The sequence below is a fragment of the Stenotrophomonas sp. ZAC14D2_NAIMI4_7 genome (genome assembly GCF_003086675.1).
GTDB lineage: Bacteria > Pseudomonadota > Gammaproteobacteria > Xanthomonadales > Xanthomonadaceae > Stenotrophomonas.
In genome coordinates this window covers 2413139-2430274 of the sequence record NZ_CP025995.1, presented here as the reverse complement: position 1 = coordinate 2430274, position 17136 = coordinate 2413139, and the positions used below count along the sequence as shown (strand labels likewise).

General features: G+C 66.9%; 18 protein-coding genes. 9 read left to right on the top strand and 9 right to left on the bottom strand.

Going from position 1 to position 17136, the window contains the following annotated elements; all coding sequences use genetic code 11:
- The first annotated feature begins 268 nt into the window (after window positions 1–268).
- From C1922_RS11190 to C1922_RS11175, 4 genes are all read left to right on the top strand, one after another.
- A complete protein-coding gene (locus C1922_RS11190; RefSeq protein ID WP_108749819.1) occupies window positions 269–2632 on the top strand; it encodes a ribonucleoside-diphosphate reductase subunit alpha in 2364 nt (787 codons plus the stop codon).
- A 108-nt stretch (window positions 2633–2740) separates the two neighbouring features.
- Window positions 2741–3781 carry a ribonucleotide-diphosphate reductase subunit beta gene (locus tag C1922_RS11185; RefSeq protein WP_108749818.1) on the top strand — a complete coding sequence of 347 codons (1041 nt, stop codon included), beginning with the start codon at window positions 2741–2743 and terminating at the stop codon, window positions 3779–3781.
- Between the two features lie 13 nt (window positions 3782–3794).
- On the top strand, window positions 3795–4274 hold the full coding sequence (locus C1922_RS11180; protein ID WP_267896411.1) for a flavodoxin: 480 nt from the start codon (window positions 3795–3797) through the stop codon (window positions 4272–4274).
- On the top strand, window positions 4246–4572 hold the full coding sequence (locus tag C1922_RS11175; RefSeq protein ID WP_108749816.1) for a thioredoxin family protein: 327 nt from the start codon (window positions 4246–4248) through the stop codon (window positions 4570–4572). The genes C1922_RS11180 and C1922_RS11175 overlap by 29 nt, the downstream gene beginning before the upstream one ends.
- A gap of 150 nt (window positions 4573–4722) precedes the next feature.
- Here the strand turns inward: C1922_RS11175 and C1922_RS11170 are convergent, their stop codons facing one another.
- On the bottom strand, window positions 4723–6054 hold the full coding sequence (locus tag C1922_RS11170) for an Nramp family divalent metal transporter (RefSeq protein WP_108749815.1): 1332 nt from the start codon (window positions 6052–6054) through the stop codon (window positions 4723–4725).
- Window positions 6055–6170: 116 nt separating this feature from the next.
- Here C1922_RS11170 and mntR point away from each other — a divergent pair, with 116 nt between their 5' ends.
- A complete protein-coding gene (mntR, locus tag C1922_RS11165) occupies window positions 6171–6632 on the top strand; it encodes a manganese-binding transcriptional regulator MntR (protein WP_108749814.1) in 462 nt (153 codons plus the stop codon).
- 296 nt (window positions 6633–6928) lie between these two features.
- Here mntR and fabR read toward each other — a convergent pair whose 3' ends face one another.
- Window positions 6929–7588, bottom strand: a complete 660-nt coding sequence (fabR, locus tag C1922_RS11160; RefSeq protein ID WP_108749813.1) for an HTH-type transcriptional repressor FabR — start codon at window positions 7586–7588, stop codon at window positions 6929–6931.
- 92 nt (window positions 7589–7680) lie between these two features.
- Between fabR and C1922_RS11155 the strand changes: the two genes are divergently transcribed.
- On the top strand, window positions 7681–8751 hold the full coding sequence (locus C1922_RS11155; RefSeq protein WP_234413297.1) for a ferredoxin reductase: 1071 nt from the start codon (window positions 7681–7683) through the stop codon (window positions 8749–8751).
- A 12-nt stretch (window positions 8752–8763) separates the two neighbouring features.
- Complete coding sequence (locus C1922_RS11150) at window positions 8764–9918, top strand: acyl-CoA desaturase (RefSeq protein WP_108749811.1); 1155 nt, start codon at window positions 8764–8766, stop codon at window positions 9916–9918.
- A gap of 4 nt (window positions 9919–9922) precedes the next feature.
- On the opposite strand, the gene C1922_RS11145 is transcribed toward C1922_RS11150, so the two are convergent.
- The 5 genes from C1922_RS11145 to ptsJ all read right to left on the bottom strand — a co-directional run bounded on the left by C1922_RS11145 (window position 9923) and on the right by ptsJ (window position 13287).
- Window positions 9923–10261 carry a hypothetical protein gene (locus C1922_RS11145; RefSeq protein WP_108749810.1) on the bottom strand — a complete coding sequence of 113 codons (339 nt, stop codon included), beginning with the start codon at window positions 10259–10261 and terminating at the stop codon, window positions 9923–9925.
- Complete coding sequence (locus C1922_RS11140; RefSeq protein WP_108749809.1) at window positions 10258–10836, bottom strand: flavin reductase family protein; 579 nt, start codon at window positions 10834–10836, stop codon at window positions 10258–10260. Before C1922_RS11140 ends, C1922_RS11145 begins: the two co-directional genes overlap by 4 nt.
- The gene (locus C1922_RS11135) at window positions 10833–11462 is read right to left on the bottom strand and encodes a superoxide dismutase (RefSeq protein WP_108749808.1); all 630 of its coding nucleotides are present in this window, start codon (window positions 11460–11462) and stop codon (window positions 10833–10835) included. Before C1922_RS11135 ends, C1922_RS11140 begins: the two co-directional genes overlap by 4 nt.
- A gap of 100 nt (window positions 11463–11562) precedes the next feature.
- Window positions 11563–11904 (bottom strand): hypothetical protein, encoded by a 342-nt coding sequence (locus C1922_RS11130; protein ID WP_108749807.1) that lies wholly within the window; start codon window positions 11902–11904, stop codon window positions 11563–11565.
- Between the two features lie 75 nt (window positions 11905–11979).
- A complete protein-coding gene (gene ptsJ / locus C1922_RS11125; protein WP_108751572.1) occupies window positions 11980–13287 on the bottom strand; it encodes a transcriptional regulator PtsJ in 1308 nt (435 codons plus the stop codon).
- A gap of 96 nt (window positions 13288–13383) precedes the next feature.
- Here ptsJ and C1922_RS11120 point away from each other — a divergent pair, with 96 nt between their 5' ends.
- Together C1922_RS11120 and C1922_RS11115 are read left to right on the top strand one after the other, a co-directional pair.
- Window positions 13384–14199, top strand: a complete 816-nt coding sequence (locus tag C1922_RS11120; protein WP_108749806.1) for a YggS family pyridoxal phosphate-dependent enzyme — start codon at window positions 13384–13386, stop codon at window positions 14197–14199.
- Window positions 14196–14426, top strand: a complete 231-nt coding sequence (locus C1922_RS11115) for a cytoplasmic protein (RefSeq protein ID WP_108749805.1) — start codon at window positions 14196–14198, stop codon at window positions 14424–14426. The genes C1922_RS11120 and C1922_RS11115 overlap by 4 nt, the downstream gene beginning before the upstream one ends.
- A gap of 139 nt (window positions 14427–14565) precedes the next feature.
- Here the strand turns inward: C1922_RS11115 and C1922_RS11110 are convergent, their stop codons facing one another.
- Together C1922_RS11110 and C1922_RS11105 are read right to left on the bottom strand one after the other, a co-directional pair.
- On the bottom strand, window positions 14566–16080 hold the full coding sequence (locus C1922_RS11110) for a thioredoxin family protein (RefSeq protein WP_108749804.1): 1515 nt from the start codon (window positions 16078–16080) through the stop codon (window positions 14566–14568).
- Between the two features lie 102 nt (window positions 16081–16182).
- Window positions 16183–17097, bottom strand: coding sequence for a LysR family transcriptional regulator (locus C1922_RS11105; RefSeq protein ID WP_108749803.1), 915 nt, complete (start codon window positions 17095–17097; stop codon window positions 16183–16185).
- Window positions 17098–17136: the final 39 nt, after the last annotated feature.

Here is a 17136-nt window from a genome sequence, read left to right as displayed (position 1 = left end):
GTCACTCCCGGTCAGCCGCCGCCGCCGGACGATGCAACAGACGTCCCGCGGCCCGCCCCTGATGGCTTGCCGTGTCGACGCGGCCGCCTTCGTGCGGACCCAGGTCGCCCCCACGGTCCGGATACCGGCCGCAGGCGCAGGCGCATGCCGACGATCTGGTGTTCCCGCGCATGGGCATCCCCAACCGACAGCCCCGTGCGCCGGTATCGCGCTCTGGGCCGCCACGGCGCTGCACGTTGTCCGCGTGCAGGCCTGGAGACGCACCACCATGAACGACACCCCCTATCGCACGGCCGATCTGGCCGGCGCCGGCGAAGCCTTGTCTGCCGGCGGCGAACAGGTACCGACCTGGATCAGCAAGGAAGCCGGCAACCGTCGCCTGCCGTTCGACGCCGAGCGCCTGCAGCGCAGCATCGACAGCATCCACGCCGAATTCCCGCAGCTGGATGTGACCGACTACCGGCGCGTGGTCCAGGCCATGGTCGAGCGCAAGCCCAGCATCAGCGCAGACGACCTGGTCGACCTGCTGATCCGCGAAGCCGAATCGCGCGTGGACCTGACCGCGCCGGAATGGGAGCAGTTCGCTGCCCGCCTGTACCTGCGCCGCCTGTACAAGCGCGCCAGCCGCAACCGCTTCTACGATGTCGCGCTGAAGTACGGGTCCTTCGTCGGCCTGCAGGAGAGCCTGGCCGACCGCGGCGTGTACAGCAACGATGTGCTGCGCTGCTATTCGAAGGAAGAACTGCAGCAGGCCGGGCAGATGATCGATCCCGATCGCGACCGCCTGTTCGCTTACAACGGCCTGTATCTGCTGGCCACGCGCTACCTGGCCACCGACCGCACGCGCGAGGTCTACGAACTGCCGCAGGAGCGCTGGCTGACCATCGCCCTGTACCTGATGCAGGACGAAAAGCCACGCGAACGGCGCATGCAGCTGGTGGGCGAGGCCTACTGGGCGCTGTCGAACCTGTACATGACCGTGGCCACGCCCACCCTGGCCAACGCCGGCAAGGTCGGTGGCCAGCTCTCCAGCTGCTTCATCGATACAGTGGACGACAGCCTGCAGGGCATCTATGACTCCAACACCGATATCGCCCGTGTTTCCAAGCACGGCGGCGGTGTGGGTGCGTACCTGGGCTACGTGCGCAGCAGCGGCGCGCCGATCCGTGGCGTGCCCAATTCGTCGGGTGGCGTTGTGCCGTGGATCAAGCAGCTCAACAACACGGCCGTGTCGGTGGACCAGCTTGGCCAGCGCAAGGGCGCGGTGGCGGTCTACCTGGATATCTGGCACCGCGACATCGAAGCCTTCCTCGACCTGCGCTTGAACAATGGCGACCAGCGCCTGCGCGCGCATGATGTGTTCACCGCCGTGTGCGTGCCAGACCTGTTCATGGAAGCAGTGGAGCGCCGCGCCGACTGGTACCTGTTCGACCCGCACGAAGTGAAGCAGGCCAAGGGCTGGTACCTGCAGGATTTCTACGACGAGCAGCGCGGGCAGGGCAGTTTCCGCGACCGCTATGCCGAACTGGTGGCCGACGAACGCATCAGCCGGCGCACGGTGAAGGCCATCGACCTGTTCAAGCGCATCATGCTCAGCCAGCTGGAAACCGGTAATCCGTTCCTGTTCTACCGCGATGAGGTGAACCGGAAGAACCCGAACAAGCACGCGGGCATGGTCTATTCCAGCAACCTGTGCACCGAGATCCTGCAGAACATGAGCCCCACGCGGATGATCCAGGAGATCGTCAGCGGTGACCAGATCGTGACCACGCGCAGGGCAGGGGACTTCGTGGTCTGCAACCTGTCTTCCATCAACCTGGGCCGGGCGATCACTGCAGCCGACGATCTTCTGGCCAGCGATGTGCTGGAACGTCTGATTCCCATCCAGGTACGCATGCTGGACAACGTGATCGACTTGAACGCACTGCCGGTGCCGCAGGCCACCATCACCAACCGCAAGTACCGCGCCATCGGCCTGGGCACCTTCGGCTGGCACCACCTGCTGGCGCAGCAGGGCGTGCACTGGGAATCGCCGCAGGCCGAGGCGCTGTCGGACAGCCTGTTCGAGCGCATCAACTTCCTCACCATCCAGGCCAGCGCCGCGCTGGCGCAGGAGAAGGGCAGCTACCCGATGTTCGCCGGCAGCGACTGGCAGACCGGTCGCTACTTCCGTGACCGTCAGTACGCAGGCGAAGGCTGGGGCGCGCTGGCGCAGACCGTGGCTACGCAGGGTCTGCGCAACGGCTGGCTGCTGGCGGTTGCGCCGAACATGAGCACCGCGCAGATTGCCGGCTCCACCGCCTCGATCGACCCGATCTACAGCGCGTTCTACTACGAAGAAAAGAAGGACTTCCGCCGTCCGGTAGCCGCCCCGGGGCTGTCGCTGGACACCTGGCCGTACTACGAAAAGGGCGCCTACAAGGTCGACCAGTTCGCCAGCGTGCGGCAGAACGCACGCCGCCAGCGCCATGTGGACCAGGCCATCAGCTTCAACCTGTACGTGCCCAGCAGCATCCGCGCCAGCACCCTGCTGGAACTGCACCTGAGCGCGTGGCGCCTGGGCCTGAAGACCACCTACTACGTGCGCTCCAACGACATCGACGTGAGCGAATGCGAGTGGTGCTCCAGCTGATCGGCCGACTTCGGCCGCGGTAGCGCCGGGCCATGCCCGGCGAGCGCATCGCGCGACCACCGCACATTCCGCCGGGCGTGGCCCGGCGTTACCTTTGCAGGAACGACAATGGCAACTCCGCTCGACCGCATCAAGATCCTGGAACCCCGCCACCCCAACCGCAGTACCGGCATCATCAACGGGCGCACCAGCGGCATCCTGAACTGGAACGACATTCCTTACCCCTCGTTCTATCGCGCCTACAAGGAGCTCTCCACCAACTTCTGGATTCCCGATGAGGTGGACATGAAGCTGGACGCGCGCCAGTACGGCGAACTGTCCGGCCGCGAAAAGAACGCCTACGACTCGATCATCGGCCTGCTGGCCACGCTGGATTCACCGCAGACGCGCTTCATCTACAACGTGGCCGAGTACATCACCGACCCGGCCGCGCATGCCAATGCGGCGATCATCGGTCAGCAGGAGGTCATCCATAACGAGAGCTACAGCTACGTGCTGGCCTCGATCACCGACCTGCCCAACCAGAACCGCATCTTCGAGATCGCCCGCACCCACCCGACCATCATCAAGCGCAACGCGCCGATCATGGGCGCCTATGACGATTTCATGCGCGAGAAGACCGCCGAGACCCTGCTCAAGTCGCTCATCCAGTCATCCATCCTGGAAGGCATCAACTTCTATTCCGGGTTCGCGTACTTCTACAACATGGTGCGGCAGAACCGGATGACCGGCACCGGCAAGATCATCAGCTTCATCAACCGCGACGAACTGGCCCATACCAAGTTCATCAGCGAACTGATCCGCGCCATCATCGGCGAAAACCCGGAACTGCAGACCCAGCAGCTGAGCGACTACGTGCATGGGGCGTTCCAGCACGCCATCGAGCTGGAAACCCAGTGGTCCAGTGAAGTGCTCGACGGCATTGATGGCATCGACGTGGACGAGATGGTGCGCTACGTGAAGTACCGGGCCAACAAGATGGCCGGCATGCTGGGCATCGAGCGCCTGTACAGCGATACCACCGACAACGTGATGCCCTGGATCAAGGCCTACGCCGACAACTTCACCGAAACCAAGACCGACTTCTTCGAGATGCGCAATGCAAGCTACAAGAAGACCAACGTCGACAACGGCTTCGACGATCTGTGAGCCGCGCGTCGCGCTGCGCATCCTGATCGTGGTGGCCTCGCTCAGTGGCAATACGCGTGAACTGGGGCGGATGATCGCCGGCCATTGCCGCGCGGCGGGGCACGTGGTGCATTGGCAGGAGGCCGATGCAGCAGACCCGTCGGAGGCGCTGGCCGCAGACCAGGCCGATCTGGTGCTGCTGGGCAGCTGGACCGACAACGCCGGGCGCACGCCCTCGGAAATGAAGGCCTGGATTGCCGCCACCGCCGAGCGCGGGCAGCGGCCAGCGCAGGTGGCGGTGTTCGGTACCGGTGAAACGCAGTGGGGGCAGGAGTACTACTGCGGGGCCGTCAAGCGCTTGATTCGCTATTTCAACAGCACCTATCCGCCGCTGCGGATTGAACAGATGCCGCATGGTGAGCGCCATGCAGCTGCCATCGCCGAATGGACCGCCGCGGTCCTGGCGCATTACTGGAGTACCGCCGATGCAGATCATCAACGCCACCACGCCTGAACAGTTCCAGCAGTTGCTGGCCGAGCACCCGCGGGTGCTGGTGGATTTCCACAAGGATGACTGCCCCGGCTGCCGCATGCTGGACATGTCGCTGCACCGGGTGGCCACCAGCGCGGCCGGGCAGGGCACCACCCTGTTGCGGGTGCAGCTGGAAGCGGTGGGCGAAGCGTTTTTCCGGCAGCTGGGCCTGCGGCAGACGCCCACGCTCTCGTTGTTCCGTGATGGTGACGAGCAGGCGCGGTTGGCCGGTTTCCAGTCGCCGCAGCAGATTGCAGCCGCGATCGCGTTGCATCTGTGATGCTTCCACGCATGGCGTGAAGTCGAGCATGGCTCGACTCTACAAGGGCATCCACGCATGGCGTGAAGTCGAGCATGGCTCGCATCCACGCATGGCGTGGATCTACCCGTTGCATTTGTAGAGTCGAGCCGTGCTCGACTGCCGTTCGCATTACGCGCTGGCGAAGGTATCCACCAGCAGCTTCACGTTCAGCGCCACGATCACCACGGCGATCACCCAGGCGATGCCGCCCAGCCAGCGCGGCGCCACCAGGGCGCCCATCGTGGCCTTGTCGGTCACCAGCCGCACCAGCGGGATGATCGCGAACGGCAGCTGCATCGACAGCACCACCTGGCTCAGCACCAGCAGCTTCACCGCACCCTGGTCGCCGAACAGCACGATCACCACCACCACCGGGATGATCGCCAGCGCACGGGTGATCAAGCGCCGCAGCCACGGCGGCAGCCGCAGATGCAGGAAGCCTTCCATCACGATCTGCCCGGCCAGGGTGGCGGTCACCGTGGAATTCAGGCCCGAGGCGAGCAGGGCCACGGCAAACAGGGTCGATGCCAGGCCCACGCCCAGCATCGGTGCCAGCAGTTGATGCGCCTGTTCGATGTCTTCCACATCCAGGCGGCCGTTGGCATGAAACACCGCCGCGGCCAGGATCAGGATGCTGGCGTTGATGAACAGCGCCAGGGTCAGTGCGATGGTGCTGTCGGTCACCGCCCAGCGCAGCGCACTGCGGCGCCCTTCATCGGTGCGCGGATAGGCACGGGTCTGCACGATGGACGAATGCAGGTACAGGTTGTGCGGCATCACCGTGGCGCCGATGATGCCGATGGCGATGTACAGCGCGTGCGGATCGGTCACCACCTGCGCGCGCGGAATGAAGCCGCCCAGCACCTCCGTCACCGGGGGCGCGGCCAGTGCGATCTGCACCAGGAAGCAGCCGAAGATGACCATCAGCAGGGCGATCACGAACGCTTCCAGTGCGCGAAAGCCACGATTCATCAGCAGCAGCACCAGCAGCGTGTCCAGCGCGGTGATCACCGCGCCCCACAGCAGCGGCAGATCGAACAGCAGCTTCAGGGCGATGGCCGTGCCGATCACCTCGGCCAGGTCGCAGGCGATGATCGCCGCCTCGCACAGCGCCCACAGCGCCAGGTTCACCGGCTTGGGGTAACGCGCACGGCAGGCCTGGGCCAGGTCCATGCCGGTGGCGATGCCCAGCCGCGCCGACAGCGCCTGCAGGATCACCGCCATCAGGTTGGAGATAAGGATGACCGACAGCAGCAGGTAACCGAAGCGCGAGCCGCCGGCCAGGTCGGTGGCCCAGTTGCCCGGGTCCATGTAGCCGACCGACACCATGTAGCCCGGGCCGATGAAGGCCAGCAGGCGGAACCACCAGTGGCCCTTGTCGGGCACGGCCACCGACGCGTTGAGCGCGCCCAGGCTGGCCGCAGGGGCGGCCGGGGAGTCGGTTTGCGCGACAGTGCTCATAGGTGCAATATAGCCACTGCTATACCGATTAGCAATGTGAAACAATCGTCTTTACCGTGTCACTGGTCCAGAATTCAGCTTCGAATACAGGCATGACTGGAAGGGCGGGCAGACGCGTGCGCAGGAAGGACGATCCGACAACGGCAAAAGCCACTCCCTTGATCGAGGCCGAGCGCCAGGTCGAGAGCTTCCGCCAGGTGCGCGAGGCGCACCGGATGGAGCTGGTGGAGGACTATGTCGAGCTGATCTCGGACCTGCTGGCCGACGGCGGTGAAGCCCGCCAGGTCGATATCGCCACCCGCCTGGGCGTGGCCCAGCCCACCGTGGCCAAGATGCTGCGCCGGCTGGCGCGCGATGGCTGGGTGGTACAGCGGCCGTACCGTGGCGTGTTCCTGACCCCGGAAGGTGAGGCCCTGGCCCACGCCAGTCGCCAGCGCCACCAGACCGTGGAGCGCTTCCTGCTGGCACTGGGTGTCGACCCGGATACCGCCCGCCGCGATGCCGAGGGCATCGAACACCATGTGAGCGAACAGACCCTGGCGCTGTTCGAAGCCTTCGTGCGCAAGGCCGAGGGCTGAGGTTTGTGCGCAGGGCTTGCAGCCCTGCACCCGCTGCAGATCAACGGCAACGGCAAAAGCCGGTTATCCGTGGGAGGGCGGGGTGGGTCCGGTTGAGGGGGACGGCGTAAATACGTCCATGTAGCCTCGGTCGCGCCATCCATGGCGCTCACGCCCCCTCAACCGGACCCACCCCGCCTTCGACAGTTTCCCGCGAGCTGTTGGAAAGGTGTTCGGCTCTGGTGGGTGTCGACCTTGGTCGACACAGTAGATCCACGCCATGCGTGGACCTACTGGCCGCCGGCCAAGCCAAGCTCTTACCGGCTGCGGCGGAACGCGGCCGGGCTGCGGGCGCCGACGATGATCATGCGGATCATCGTGGAAATCTGTTCGATCAGTTCCGGGTCTTTTTCCGGCGGCAGGTCCATGGCGGTGGCGCCCATGGCGAACACCAGCCGGGTGATGGCGGTAGCCACCAGTTCAGGCTTGTAGAGCTTGGCGCCATCCAGCGCGGCCAGGCGCACCAGGTCGTGCTGCAGCTCTTCTTCGAAGTAGTGCAGCTCGCGTTCCACCGCGTGCTTGAAGTCGTCCGACCCCACCGCGCCCTCGCGCAGCAGCACGTGCAGCAGCTTGTCGTCGGCGCGGAGCTGCTCCATGAAGGTTTCCACTGACACCCGTACCACACTGGTCGCGCTGGACGTGGCGCGCTGGCGGGCCTCACCGATGATGGTGCGCAGCGAGCGCCCGGCCACGTCGATCAGCGCCACGGCCAGTTCGTCCATGTCGCGGAACTGGCGGTAGAAGCTGTTCGGCGCAATGCCGGCCTCACGCGCCACTTCGCGCAGGCTGAGCGTGGACAGGCTGCGGTGCGGGCCGATCAGTTTCAGCGCGGCGGCCAACAGGTCCTCGCGGCTCACCGTGCGGCGGGCCGGGCTGTTGGCATCTTCGGGCGGCGTCAGGACGGTGGCAGCGGCCATGGGACTTCCGGAGGGACAAGGCTGAATCATACCCAATCCGGTTCAATATACACATGTATACACAGGTGTATGTGCGCCCGTATAGTGGCCCCATGAGCGCTGTCATCCGTCCGTCCCTGTTCTCTCCGTACCGCTGGCTGTCGCCGTCGCTGTTCGATTTCTGGGCCGGCCAGCTCAATCCGCTGTGGACGCTGAGCGAGCCGCTGGCCCGCATGGTCCGGCGTGAACCGGCCGGCGAGGGCGCCAGCACCCTGGTGCTGCGCTGCAACCGGCACTGGAAGGGCATGCGCGCCGGCCAGCACGTCACCCTAGGCGTGGAGTTGGGCGGGCGCATCCTGCGCCGCAGCTACAGCCCGACCATGATCGGTCGCCGTGAGTTGGCCATCACGGTCAAGGGCGTGGAAGGCGGGCAGGTCAGCCAGCATCTGCTGCACCATGCGCGCCCGGGCGATGTGTTCCGCCTGGATGCCGCCTTCGGTGATTTCCACATGCCCGCCGCGGCGCCGGTGCTTTTGCTGGCCGCCGGCAGCGGCATCACCCCCATGCGCAGCCTGTTGCGCGAGGCCTGCCAGCGCCCGTTGGCGGCGCCGGTGGATCTGTTCTATTGGGAACGCACGGCTGCAACCCAGCAGTTCCGTGATGAACTGCAGGCGCTGGCCGCGGCCACCCCGAACCTGCGCGTGCACCTGCTCACCACCCGCGAGGGCGATGCCCCGGCTGCGCGCATTGATCGCCACACCTTGATGGTGCCCGGCGATGACACTCCGCTGGCCCAGCGCCATGTACTGGCCTGCGGCCCGGACGGTTTCGTCGCCGCCGCGCGTGCGCGCCTTGCCCACCAGGTGGCCGGCTTCCAGGCCGAGGCCTTCACCCCGCCGGCGCCGATCACCGGCGCCGACAGCGAGGGCGAAGTGGCCCTGACCCTGGCCCGCAGCGGCCGCCAGCTGAAAGTGCCGCGCAACCGCTCGCTGCTGGAAAGCCTGGAAGCGCAGGGCATCAAGCCCAAGCACGGCTGCCGCATGGGCATCTGCAATACCTGCACCTGCGAAGGCGTCAGTGGCGGCACCCGCCACCTGCGCACCGGCGAAACCCAGTCTGGCCCGGCCGCGCCGGTACGGATCTGCGTGAGTGCGCCGACCACCGACCTGACTTTGGATCTCTGAGGAACCGTTGCCATGACCCGCGCTACTGACCGTGCCCTGAGCCCCGTGGAGATGGATGCCTTCGGCAGGGAACTCGACGCGATCCGCGACCGCGTGATCGGCAGCCTGGGCGCGTCCGACACCCGTTACATCCGCCGCGTGGCTGCTGCCGTGCGCTGGTCCGGCGTGCTCGGTCGTGGCCTGCTGTTCCTGGGCGCGTTCTCGCCGTTGTTCTGGGCGCCGCTGCTGTGGCCGGCCTGCATCGCCGGCACGCTGCTGCTGGCGCTGGCCAAGATCCTGGAAAACATGGAGTTGGGCCACAACGTGATGCACGGCCAGTACGACTGGACCGGCGACCCCAAGCTCAACGGCAACACCTACGAGTGGGACATCGTCGCCACCGGTGACAACTGGCGCAAGACCCACAACTTCCGCCACCACACCTATACCAACGTGCGCGGCATGGACGATGACATCGGCTACGGCCTGCTGCGCATCTTCCCCGAACAGCGCTGGAAGCCGTTCTACCTGCTGCAGCCGATCATCGCGCCGATCTTCGCATTGCTGTTCCAGTGGGGCGTGGCCGCGCAGGACCTGCGCCTGGGCCGTTGGTTCAAGGGCCGCATCAGCAGCCGCGCCATGTGGCTGCAGACCCGCCCGGTGGCGCGCAAGATGCTGCGCCAGGTGCTGAAAGACTATGTGTTCTTCCCGCTGCTGGCCGGCCCGTTCTTCCTGCCGGTGATGCTGGGCAACCTGGTGGCCAACGGCCTGCGCAACATCTGGACCTACGTCATCATCTTCTGCGGCCATTTCACCGCCGAATCGGAAACCTTCCCCAAGGAATGCCTGCGCAATGAATCGCGCGGCCACTGGTACCTGCGCCAGCTGCGCGGCTCGTCCAACATCAGCGGTGGCTTCATCATCAACGTGCTGTCGGGCAACCTGAGCCACCAGATCGAACACCACTTCTATCCCGATCTGCCGGCCAACCGCTACGCGACCATTGCCAAGGAAGTGAAGGACATCTGCCGCCGCTACGGCCAGCACTACAACAACGGCTCGCTGCCGCGCCAGTTCGGCCAGGTGGTCTGGCGCATCCTGCGCCATGCGTTCCCCAGCAAGCCGCGCCGCCTGCCGCTGGCCGACATCCTGTCGCCGCCCGGCCCGGCGCCGGCCAACGCGGGCTGATCGCTCAGCCCGCCTGTGCCTGGGTGGCGCCGCCGGCGCGGTCCAGGCGGCGCAGGAATACCTGCATCTCCCGCTGTGCCTGCTGGTCGCCCTTGCTGCCGGACACGCACAGCCCGCGCTGCCACGCTTCGCGCGCAGCGCCCGGCTGGCCACCGGCCAGCCATGCCTTGCCCAGCAGCTTCCACGCGGCCGAGTACTGCGGGTCCAGCGCCACGCAGCGGCCCAGGTGCATCGCCGCGCGCAGCGCGTCACCGGCATCCAGCCAGCCCTTGCCCAGGCCGAAGCGCAGCAGCGCGCTGTCCTTTCCCGCTGCCAACAGTGCTTCCAGGGCCTGCACGTTCATGGAATGACCTCGAACACGGGCTGCAGCGATCCGGCCTGGAAGCGCCCGCGATGGAACAGCAGCGGGGCCTGGTCGGCGTCGCTGGCCTGCAGCACGCGGCCCACCAGCAGCAGATGGTCGCCCACCGGCCAGTGCGCGTGGCGGCTGCAGACCAGGTGTGCCACCGCGCCGGCAATCCGCGGCGGTAGGTCGTCCTCCTCGTCCAGCAGTGCCACGCCTTCGAAGCGATCGCGCACCAGCGGGTCGGCGAACTGGCGTGCCAGCGCCACCTGCTGCGCGCCCAGCACGCTGATCGCAAACTGCGGTGCACGCTGGAACGCCTTCAGGCTATTCGAGTGCAGTGCCAGGGTCCACGACACCAGCGGCGGCTGCAGCGAAACCGGCACGAACGAGTTGATGGTCAGGCCGTGCAGCTTGCCGCGCGCGTCGCGGGTGGTGGCGATGGCCACGCCGGTGGGGTAGTGGCCCAGCAACCGCCGCAGGGCACGCGGTGCCAGCGCGACCGACGGCTGCACGGCCGGGGCGGGGTAGACCCCCGCCCACGGCCCGGCATAGGGCATGCCGTCCGCGCTCATGCGTGCATCGCCTGTGTGTAGCGGCGCTCCACTTCGGCCCAGTGGATGATCTGGAAGAACGCGCCGATATAGTCCGGACGGCGGTTCTGGTAATGCAGGTAATAGGCGTGTTCCCAGACGTCCAGCGCCAGCAGGGGCGTGTTGCCGGACAGGCCCACGGCCGCGCCCATCAACGGGTTGTCCTGGTTGGCGCTGCTTTCAATCTGCAGCCGACCACTGCGATCGCTGGTCAGCCACGCCCAGCCGCTGCCGAAGCGGGTCTGCGCGGCCTTGCTGAAGGCGTCTTTGAACGCATCGAAACCGCCCAGGTCGCGTTCGATTGCTGCGGCCACTGCTGCGCCGGGGGTGCCGCCGCTCGGGCTCAGTACCGACCAGAACAGGCTGTGGTTGGCATGGCCGCCACCGTTGTTGCGGACCGGCATGCGCAGCGCTTCGGGCAGGGCATCCAGATCGGCAATCAGGTCTTCCACCGGCGTGGCCGGCAGCCCGGCCTGTTCCAGGGCAGCGTTGAGGTTGTTGATATAGGTCTGGTGGTGCTTGCCATGGTGGATTTCCATGGTGAGCGCATCGAAGTGCGGTTCCAGCGCGTCGTAGGCGTAGGGCAAGGCGGGAAGCGAGTACGGCATTGCAACAGTCTCCGTGGGTGGCCAGGTGTCTGGCCGAGGGAGCACTGTTATCGCACCTCAACTTTGGTTGAGGTCAAGACCCGTCGGTGGCCTTCCATCTTCATTGTCGGTGGGTGTCCACCTTGGTGGACACGCGGTGGTGGCCATACACCAAGGGGCTGTACCGCATGATCTGCCGTGGGCAGCCTTCGCTCCGGGCGATGACCGTGGCATCGGCGGTCAGGCCGGGCATGTCGTTGTGCCAATGGCCAACGTCAAGCGTATCGCCGAAGTGGGCGAATCTGGGGTTGTCACGGCCTGCGGCAGTCAGGGTGATCGGGAACGTGCCGATTTCCTTGTCCGGGCTGTGCTCGAAGGCCGCACCCAGCGCCTCGCCGATCAACTGCGCACCGAGGCAGACGCCGACCACCGGCTTGCCCGCCGCGGCAAACGCTGCAATCAAGGATGTCTCTGCCGCGGCATTGAAATGCGGGCACTCGTCGAGGGTGGGAGTGTGGGGTGGTGCGAGGACGGCCCGCTACAGCGCGAGGCGTTGCATTGCAGCGGCCAGGTCATCGGCAACGCGCACCGCATCATCGGGTGCGAGTGAAGAAATGGTCAGGCGCAGGCCATGTGACGGCGCCTGCACCCCGAACGACTCTCCACCCCGGGTCAGCCAGCCACGCTTGGCCAGTTCGATGACCAACGACTGGCTGTCCGATTGAAGGGGAACCCAGACGTTGAGCCCATCGCTGGACGTAGCGGTGGTGATACCGCGTTCGTGCAGAAGCTGGACCAACCGGGAGCGTCTGTCGGCATAGCCGTCGCGTGCGGCTGCAACCTGGGCGTTGACCGTGGGCGAGCCAAGGCAAGCGATCACCGCCTGTTGCAGCAGGTGGCTGACCCACTGGGTGCCGGCAGCCAATCGAAGCCGCAGTCGGCTGGAGGTCTGCGCGTCACTGGCAACAAGGGCCAGCCGTAGATCGGGGCCCAAGGCTTTCGATACGGACCTGACCAGTGCCCAGCGCCGCGCGTCGGCAGGAATCACATCGAAATAGTCGTTCGTTGCGAGCAGTGCAAAGTGATCGTCAACGATCACCAGGACGTTGGGATGGCGCGAAAGTACGGCCCGGATCTCGGCTGCGCGCGTAGCGCCAAGCGAACATCCGGTGGGGTTCTGCGCACGGGGCGTCAGGATCACGGCCTGGGCGCCGCGGGCAAGCGCCTCCTCCAGCGCCGCCGGGAGCATGCCCTCGGCATCCATGCCGACAGGGGATGGCTGCAGACCCGCCACGCGCAGGGTGTTCACGCTGCTGACAAAGCAGGGGTTCTCAACGGCCACCTTGTCGCCGGGCACCAGATGGCAGGCGAGGAGCCGCTCCACGGCGTCTACCGCGCCCCCTGTGATGTCCACCTGGAGCGCGGGCGGGCAGTCGGCCTGCATCCAGGCGGTGGCCAGCGCTTCCAGCTCGGGATGCACCGCCGGTGCCCCGTACAGCGCAGGTAGCTGGGGACGTTGGCCAAGCACCTGCACGATGTCCGGCAGCCACTCCGGGTTCGGGTTGCCTCCGGCCAGGTCAGTCAACCTGCATCCCGGAACGGTTCCTTCGGCTTCGCCCAGGCGCATCGGGTCACGAATGGTCGTGCCCAGGCGGCCCTGTGTGGTCGCAACCCCGGCGCTGACCAGGCGTTTGTACGCGCTGGAAACCGTATTGCGGTTCACGCCCAGCGAGGCCGCCAGATCCCGCACCGTCGGCAGCTCCTGCCCGGCCCGCAGCTGCCCGGCCTGGACCAGGCCACGAAGGCTTTCGAAGATGGCCGCAGCCGAGGTGCCTACGATTTCCACGGTGTCCTGGGACGTGATAGCGTATTGGCCTAGGACAATAACACGGATGCCGTCGCGCAGGGCGCGAAGTGGCAACCACCCCATGTGAGGCATTGAATGACGACCGGCGACAACCCACAGACAGCCACACGGCACGACCTCCACGGTCTGTGGCCCGAGGCGACCTCGGTGCAGGACATCGTGGCGAACCTGGCCACGGTGCAGTCCAGGATCGACGCGGCCTGCCTGCGCGTTGGGCGCGACCCGGCCAGCGTCAGGCTGCTGCCGGTCAGCAAGACCAAGCCGGAGGCCACCGTGCGTCACGCCTTTGCCGCGGGCTGCCGGATGCTGGGCGAGAACAAGGTCCAGGAGGCGGTGGCGAAATGGGAAGCGACGCAGGACCTTCCGGCGCTGAAGTGGTCGATCATCGGCCACCTGCAGACCAACAAGGCCAAGGTGGTCGCCCGGTTCGCCGATGAGTTCCAGGCATTGGACAGCCTGAAACTGGCCGAAGCGCTGGACCGCAGGCTGCAGATCGAGGGACGTGGCCTGGACGTCTTCGTGCAGGTCAATACGTCAGGTGAAGCCAGCAAGTACGGGTTGGACATCGACAGCGTGCAGGGATTCCTGCGCCAGTTGGCACCCTACCGTTCGCTGCGCGTGCGGGGCTTGATGACCTTGGCCGTGCTTTCCGCGCAACCCGAACAGGTGCGCCCGTGCTTCATCCGCCTGCGGCAGCTGAGGGATCGCCTGCAGCACGAGGCGATCGACGGGGTGTCACTGCAGGAGTTGTCCATGGGGATGTCGGGCGACTACGAGATCGCCATTGAAGAAGGCGCAACCGTTGTCCGCGTTGGACAGGCCATTTTCGGCGCCCGCGCCACGCCTGATTCCCATTACTGGCCTTCCCATGGCGAGGGGAGCGGGGCATGACGGTGTACCGACTGAACCTGTACCGGGGCGATCGCCTGCTCGGGCACTTTGAAACGGCAACGACCTGCACACTGCCGGACCTGCGCGAGCTGGTGGACCGCTTGAGCGCGGACTATCGGGTCGAGACGCTGGCCAGCTACGACGAAAAGCGTCTGGTCGAGGCGTCTGCTGAAGGCATCAAGGTGCTTTACCGCGAGCTGCAGTTCAGAGCGATCGACCTGACCTGACGACAGCCGCCGCGTTGTCCATCGGTAGGTGTCCACCTTGGTGGACACGCAGTGGTCGCCGGACGCTCGCCGGGCATGGCCCGGCGCTACCGGTCAATCCGCCGGTAGGTGTCCACCTTGGTGGACACGCCGTGATCGCTCAGCTCAACCAGTTCCGGCAGGCGCCGTCGCTCTGCTCGCCGCAGGCCTGCTGCATGCGCTGCTGCAGGCGGGCCAGGGTCTGCGCGCCCTGGTGCTTGCCGCTCCAGGTCTTCAACTGCGCCGCCAGCCGCTCGAAGCGCTGTCGCGTGCGCTGGTGGTAGCCCGACGGCTGGCTCTGCAGTTCGGCAATCAACGCATCGGTGGCCTGTTCAATGCGGGACGCATCCTGCGGTGCCAGCCGCAGCAGGCCCTCCACGTACAGCACGCCCCATTGCACGCGCGTGGCCGGACCCTGCGCGCCCTCATAGGCACGGTTCAGCCATTCCAGCGCACCGGCGGTGTCGCCGCGCTGCTCGGCCAGTTCGGCCAGTTCGGGCATGTAGTAGTAGGGCTGCTCGCTGCGCCTGATCTCGGCCAGCAGCAGCGCCTCGGCACCGGCGTCATCGCCGATCTGGCGCAGCGCGTACACCGCGCTGCTGATCGTGGCCTGGCGTGCATGTGCATCGCTGGCGGCGGCATCGGCAGCGGCCACGCGCTGCTTCATCTGCGCGACAAGTGCGGGCGGCAGCGCGCCTTCGGGTTGCTGCTGTCGGGCCAATGCCAGTTCGGTCAGCGCACGCGACAGGGCATCGTCGGCACGGTTGCCCTGCGCGGCGTCGGCGCGTTCCAGCGCGACCAGGAGCTGCTGGCCCAGACGCTGTTCGGTGGCGGGGCCGGCGCTGGCCAGTTTCACCAGCCTGGCACCGGCATAGCCCAGCAGTTCGCGATTGCGGCGCACCTCGGCTGGCTGTGCCAGCACGGCCTCCAGCAGTTCGCGGGTGGCGGTCGGGGCGCTGCGCGGCGTCTCGGCCGTGGCCAGCGCCAGCAGCGCGAAGCGGCGCTGCAACGCAGGCTCCGGTGCGGCAGCGGCCAGTGCGTTCAGGACATCCGTGCTGCTGCGCGTGCCGGCCAGCTTGTTGGCGTCCACTTCCCAGCCGTAGTCGCCCAGTACCTGCCAGTCCTCCCTGCCCAGTCTGGCGGGCGTCGCCAGGGCGGTGGCCAGGGTGTCGGCCACCGCGCTGCGGCGACCGGCGGCCACGGTCAGCACCCGGGTCAGTTCGGCCGCATCGTTGCCGCCGGCCACCCGGGTGATCTCATTGCGCTGCGGGTCCAGCACGATCAGCGTGGGATAGCCGCGCACGCCGAAGCGCTCGCCCCAGGCCTGCGCACCTTGCTCGTCGCCATCCAGGTAGACCGGCACGAACTTGCCGGTCAGGGCGATGAAGGCCGGATCCTTGAACAGCCCGGCCTTCAGCTGGTTGCAGGGCGGGCACCACACCGCGCCCCAGTACAGCAGCACCGGCTTGCCACTCTCGGCTGCTTCGTTGAAGGCATCGTCCACGTCGCCCTGGCGCCAGGCGATGGCCGTGGCTGGCGCGGCGGTGGCCGCATTGGCCGAAGCAACCGGGGCCTGCGCGGGCGAGCAGGCGCTCAGTGCCGACGCGAGCAGCAGTACGGAGAGGGTCGTGCGCATCGGCGGGCGGTCCGTTGGGGGGAATGATTCATTGTAGGAAGGCCGCCCCCCTGCGGTTGATGCAGTTTGGGCATGACGGCCGTGCCTGCCGGCATATGCGGGTCAGGGGGCTCGCGCCGCCTGCAGCGCGTCGGCCAGCAGGCCGGCCAGCCAGTGCATGAAGGCCTGCACGCGGCGGGGCAGATGGCGGCGCTGCGCATAGACCAGGTTCACCGGCATCGGTTCGGCCACGCAGTCGGGTAGCACCTGCACCAGCCGGCCCTCGCGCAGCGCCTGGCGCGCGCCCATTTCCGGCACCTGGATGATGCCCAGCCCGGCCAGTGCGGCGGCGCTGTAGCTGTCGGCATTGTTCACCGTCAGCGCGCCGCGCATCGGCCAGCTGCGGTACTGCTGGCCATCGAAGTATTCAAACCCCGGCGAGCGCTGGCCCAGCCTGCCCACGTAATGCACCAGCGCATGCTGGTCCAGATCGGCCAGTCCGCGCGGCACACCGCGCGCTGCCAGGTAGGCCGGGCTGGCCACGTTGACGATGTGCATGTGGCCCAGCGGGCGAGCGACCAGGCTGCTGTCGTCCAGGTTGCCGACCCGCAGCACGCAGTCGAAGCCTTCGCGCACCACATCCACGCGGCGGTCGGTCGCGCTCAGTTCCACTTCCAGCGCCGGGTGCTGGGCCAGGAAGGCCGGCAACTGCGGAATCACCAGGTTGCGCGCCAGGCCGCCGGGCATGTCCACGCGCAGGCGCCCGCTCAGTTCGCTGGTCTGGCGGCGGAACAGGCCCTGCAGTTCTTCCATGTCGTCCAGCAGATCGTGGGCGCGCTGCTGCAGCTGGGTGCCGTCGGCCGTCAGGTGTACGCGACGGGTGGTGCGGTGCAGAAGCTGGGTGCCCAGTTCGGCCTCCAGGCGCTGGATCGCCTGGGAAACACTGGCCTTGGGCAGGCCCAGGCCGTCGGCGGCGCGGGTGAACGAGCCCAGCTCGGCCACGCGCAGGAAGACCCGCAGGGTATCAAGGCGGTCCATGGATTGTTTGGCCAGGTTGAACAGTCAAATCAGGATCGC

Bases quoted from the DNA above. Each gene is read 5' to 3' on its own strand.
- C1922_RS11190 (WP_108749819.1), top strand. From the start codon at position 269: ATGAACGACACCCCCTATCGCACGGCCGATCTGGCCGGCGCCGGCGAA.
- C1922_RS11185 (WP_108749818.1), top strand. From the start codon at position 2,741: ATGGCAACTCCGCTCGACCGCATCAAGATCCTGGAACCCCGCCACCCC.
- C1922_RS11175 (WP_108749816.1), top strand. From the start codon at position 4,246: ATGCAGATCATCAACGCCACCACGCCTGAACAGTTCCAGCAGTTGCTG.
- C1922_RS11170 (WP_108749815.1), bottom strand. From the start codon at position 6,054: ATGAGCACTGTCGCGCAAACCGACTCCCCGGCCGCCCCTGCGGCCAGC.
- fabR (WP_108749813.1), bottom strand. From the start codon at position 7,588: ATGGCCGCTGCCACCGTCCTGACGCCGCCCGAAGATGCCAACAGCCCG.
- C1922_RS11155 (WP_234413297.1), top strand. From the start codon at position 7,681: ATGAGCGCTGTCATCCGTCCGTCCCTGTTCTCTCCGTACCGCTGGCTG.
- C1922_RS11150 (WP_108749811.1), top strand. From the start codon at position 8,764: ATGACCCGCGCTACTGACCGTGCCCTGAGCCCCGTGGAGATGGATGCC.
- C1922_RS11145 (WP_108749810.1), bottom strand. From the start codon at position 10,261: ATGAACGTGCAGGCCCTGGAAGCACTGTTGGCAGCGGGAAAGGACAGC.
- C1922_RS11140 (WP_108749809.1), bottom strand. From the start codon at position 10,836: ATGAGCGCGGACGGCATGCCCTATGCCGGGCCGTGGGCGGGGGTCTAC.
- C1922_RS11135 (WP_108749808.1), bottom strand. From the start codon at position 11,462: ATGCCGTACTCGCTTCCCGCCTTGCCCTACGCCTACGACGCGCTGGAA.
- C1922_RS11120 (WP_108749806.1), top strand. From the start codon at position 13,384: ATGACGACCGGCGACAACCCACAGACAGCCACACGGCACGACCTCCAC.
- C1922_RS11115 (WP_108749805.1), top strand. From the start codon at position 14,196: ATGACGGTGTACCGACTGAACCTGTACCGGGGCGATCGCCTGCTCGGG.
- C1922_RS11110 (WP_108749804.1), bottom strand. From the start codon at position 16,080: ATGCGCACGACCCTCTCCGTACTGCTGCTCGCGTCGGCACTGAGCGCC.
- C1922_RS11105 (WP_108749803.1), bottom strand. From the start codon at position 17,097: ATGGACCGCCTTGATACCCTGCGGGTCTTCCTGCGCGTGGCCGAGCTG.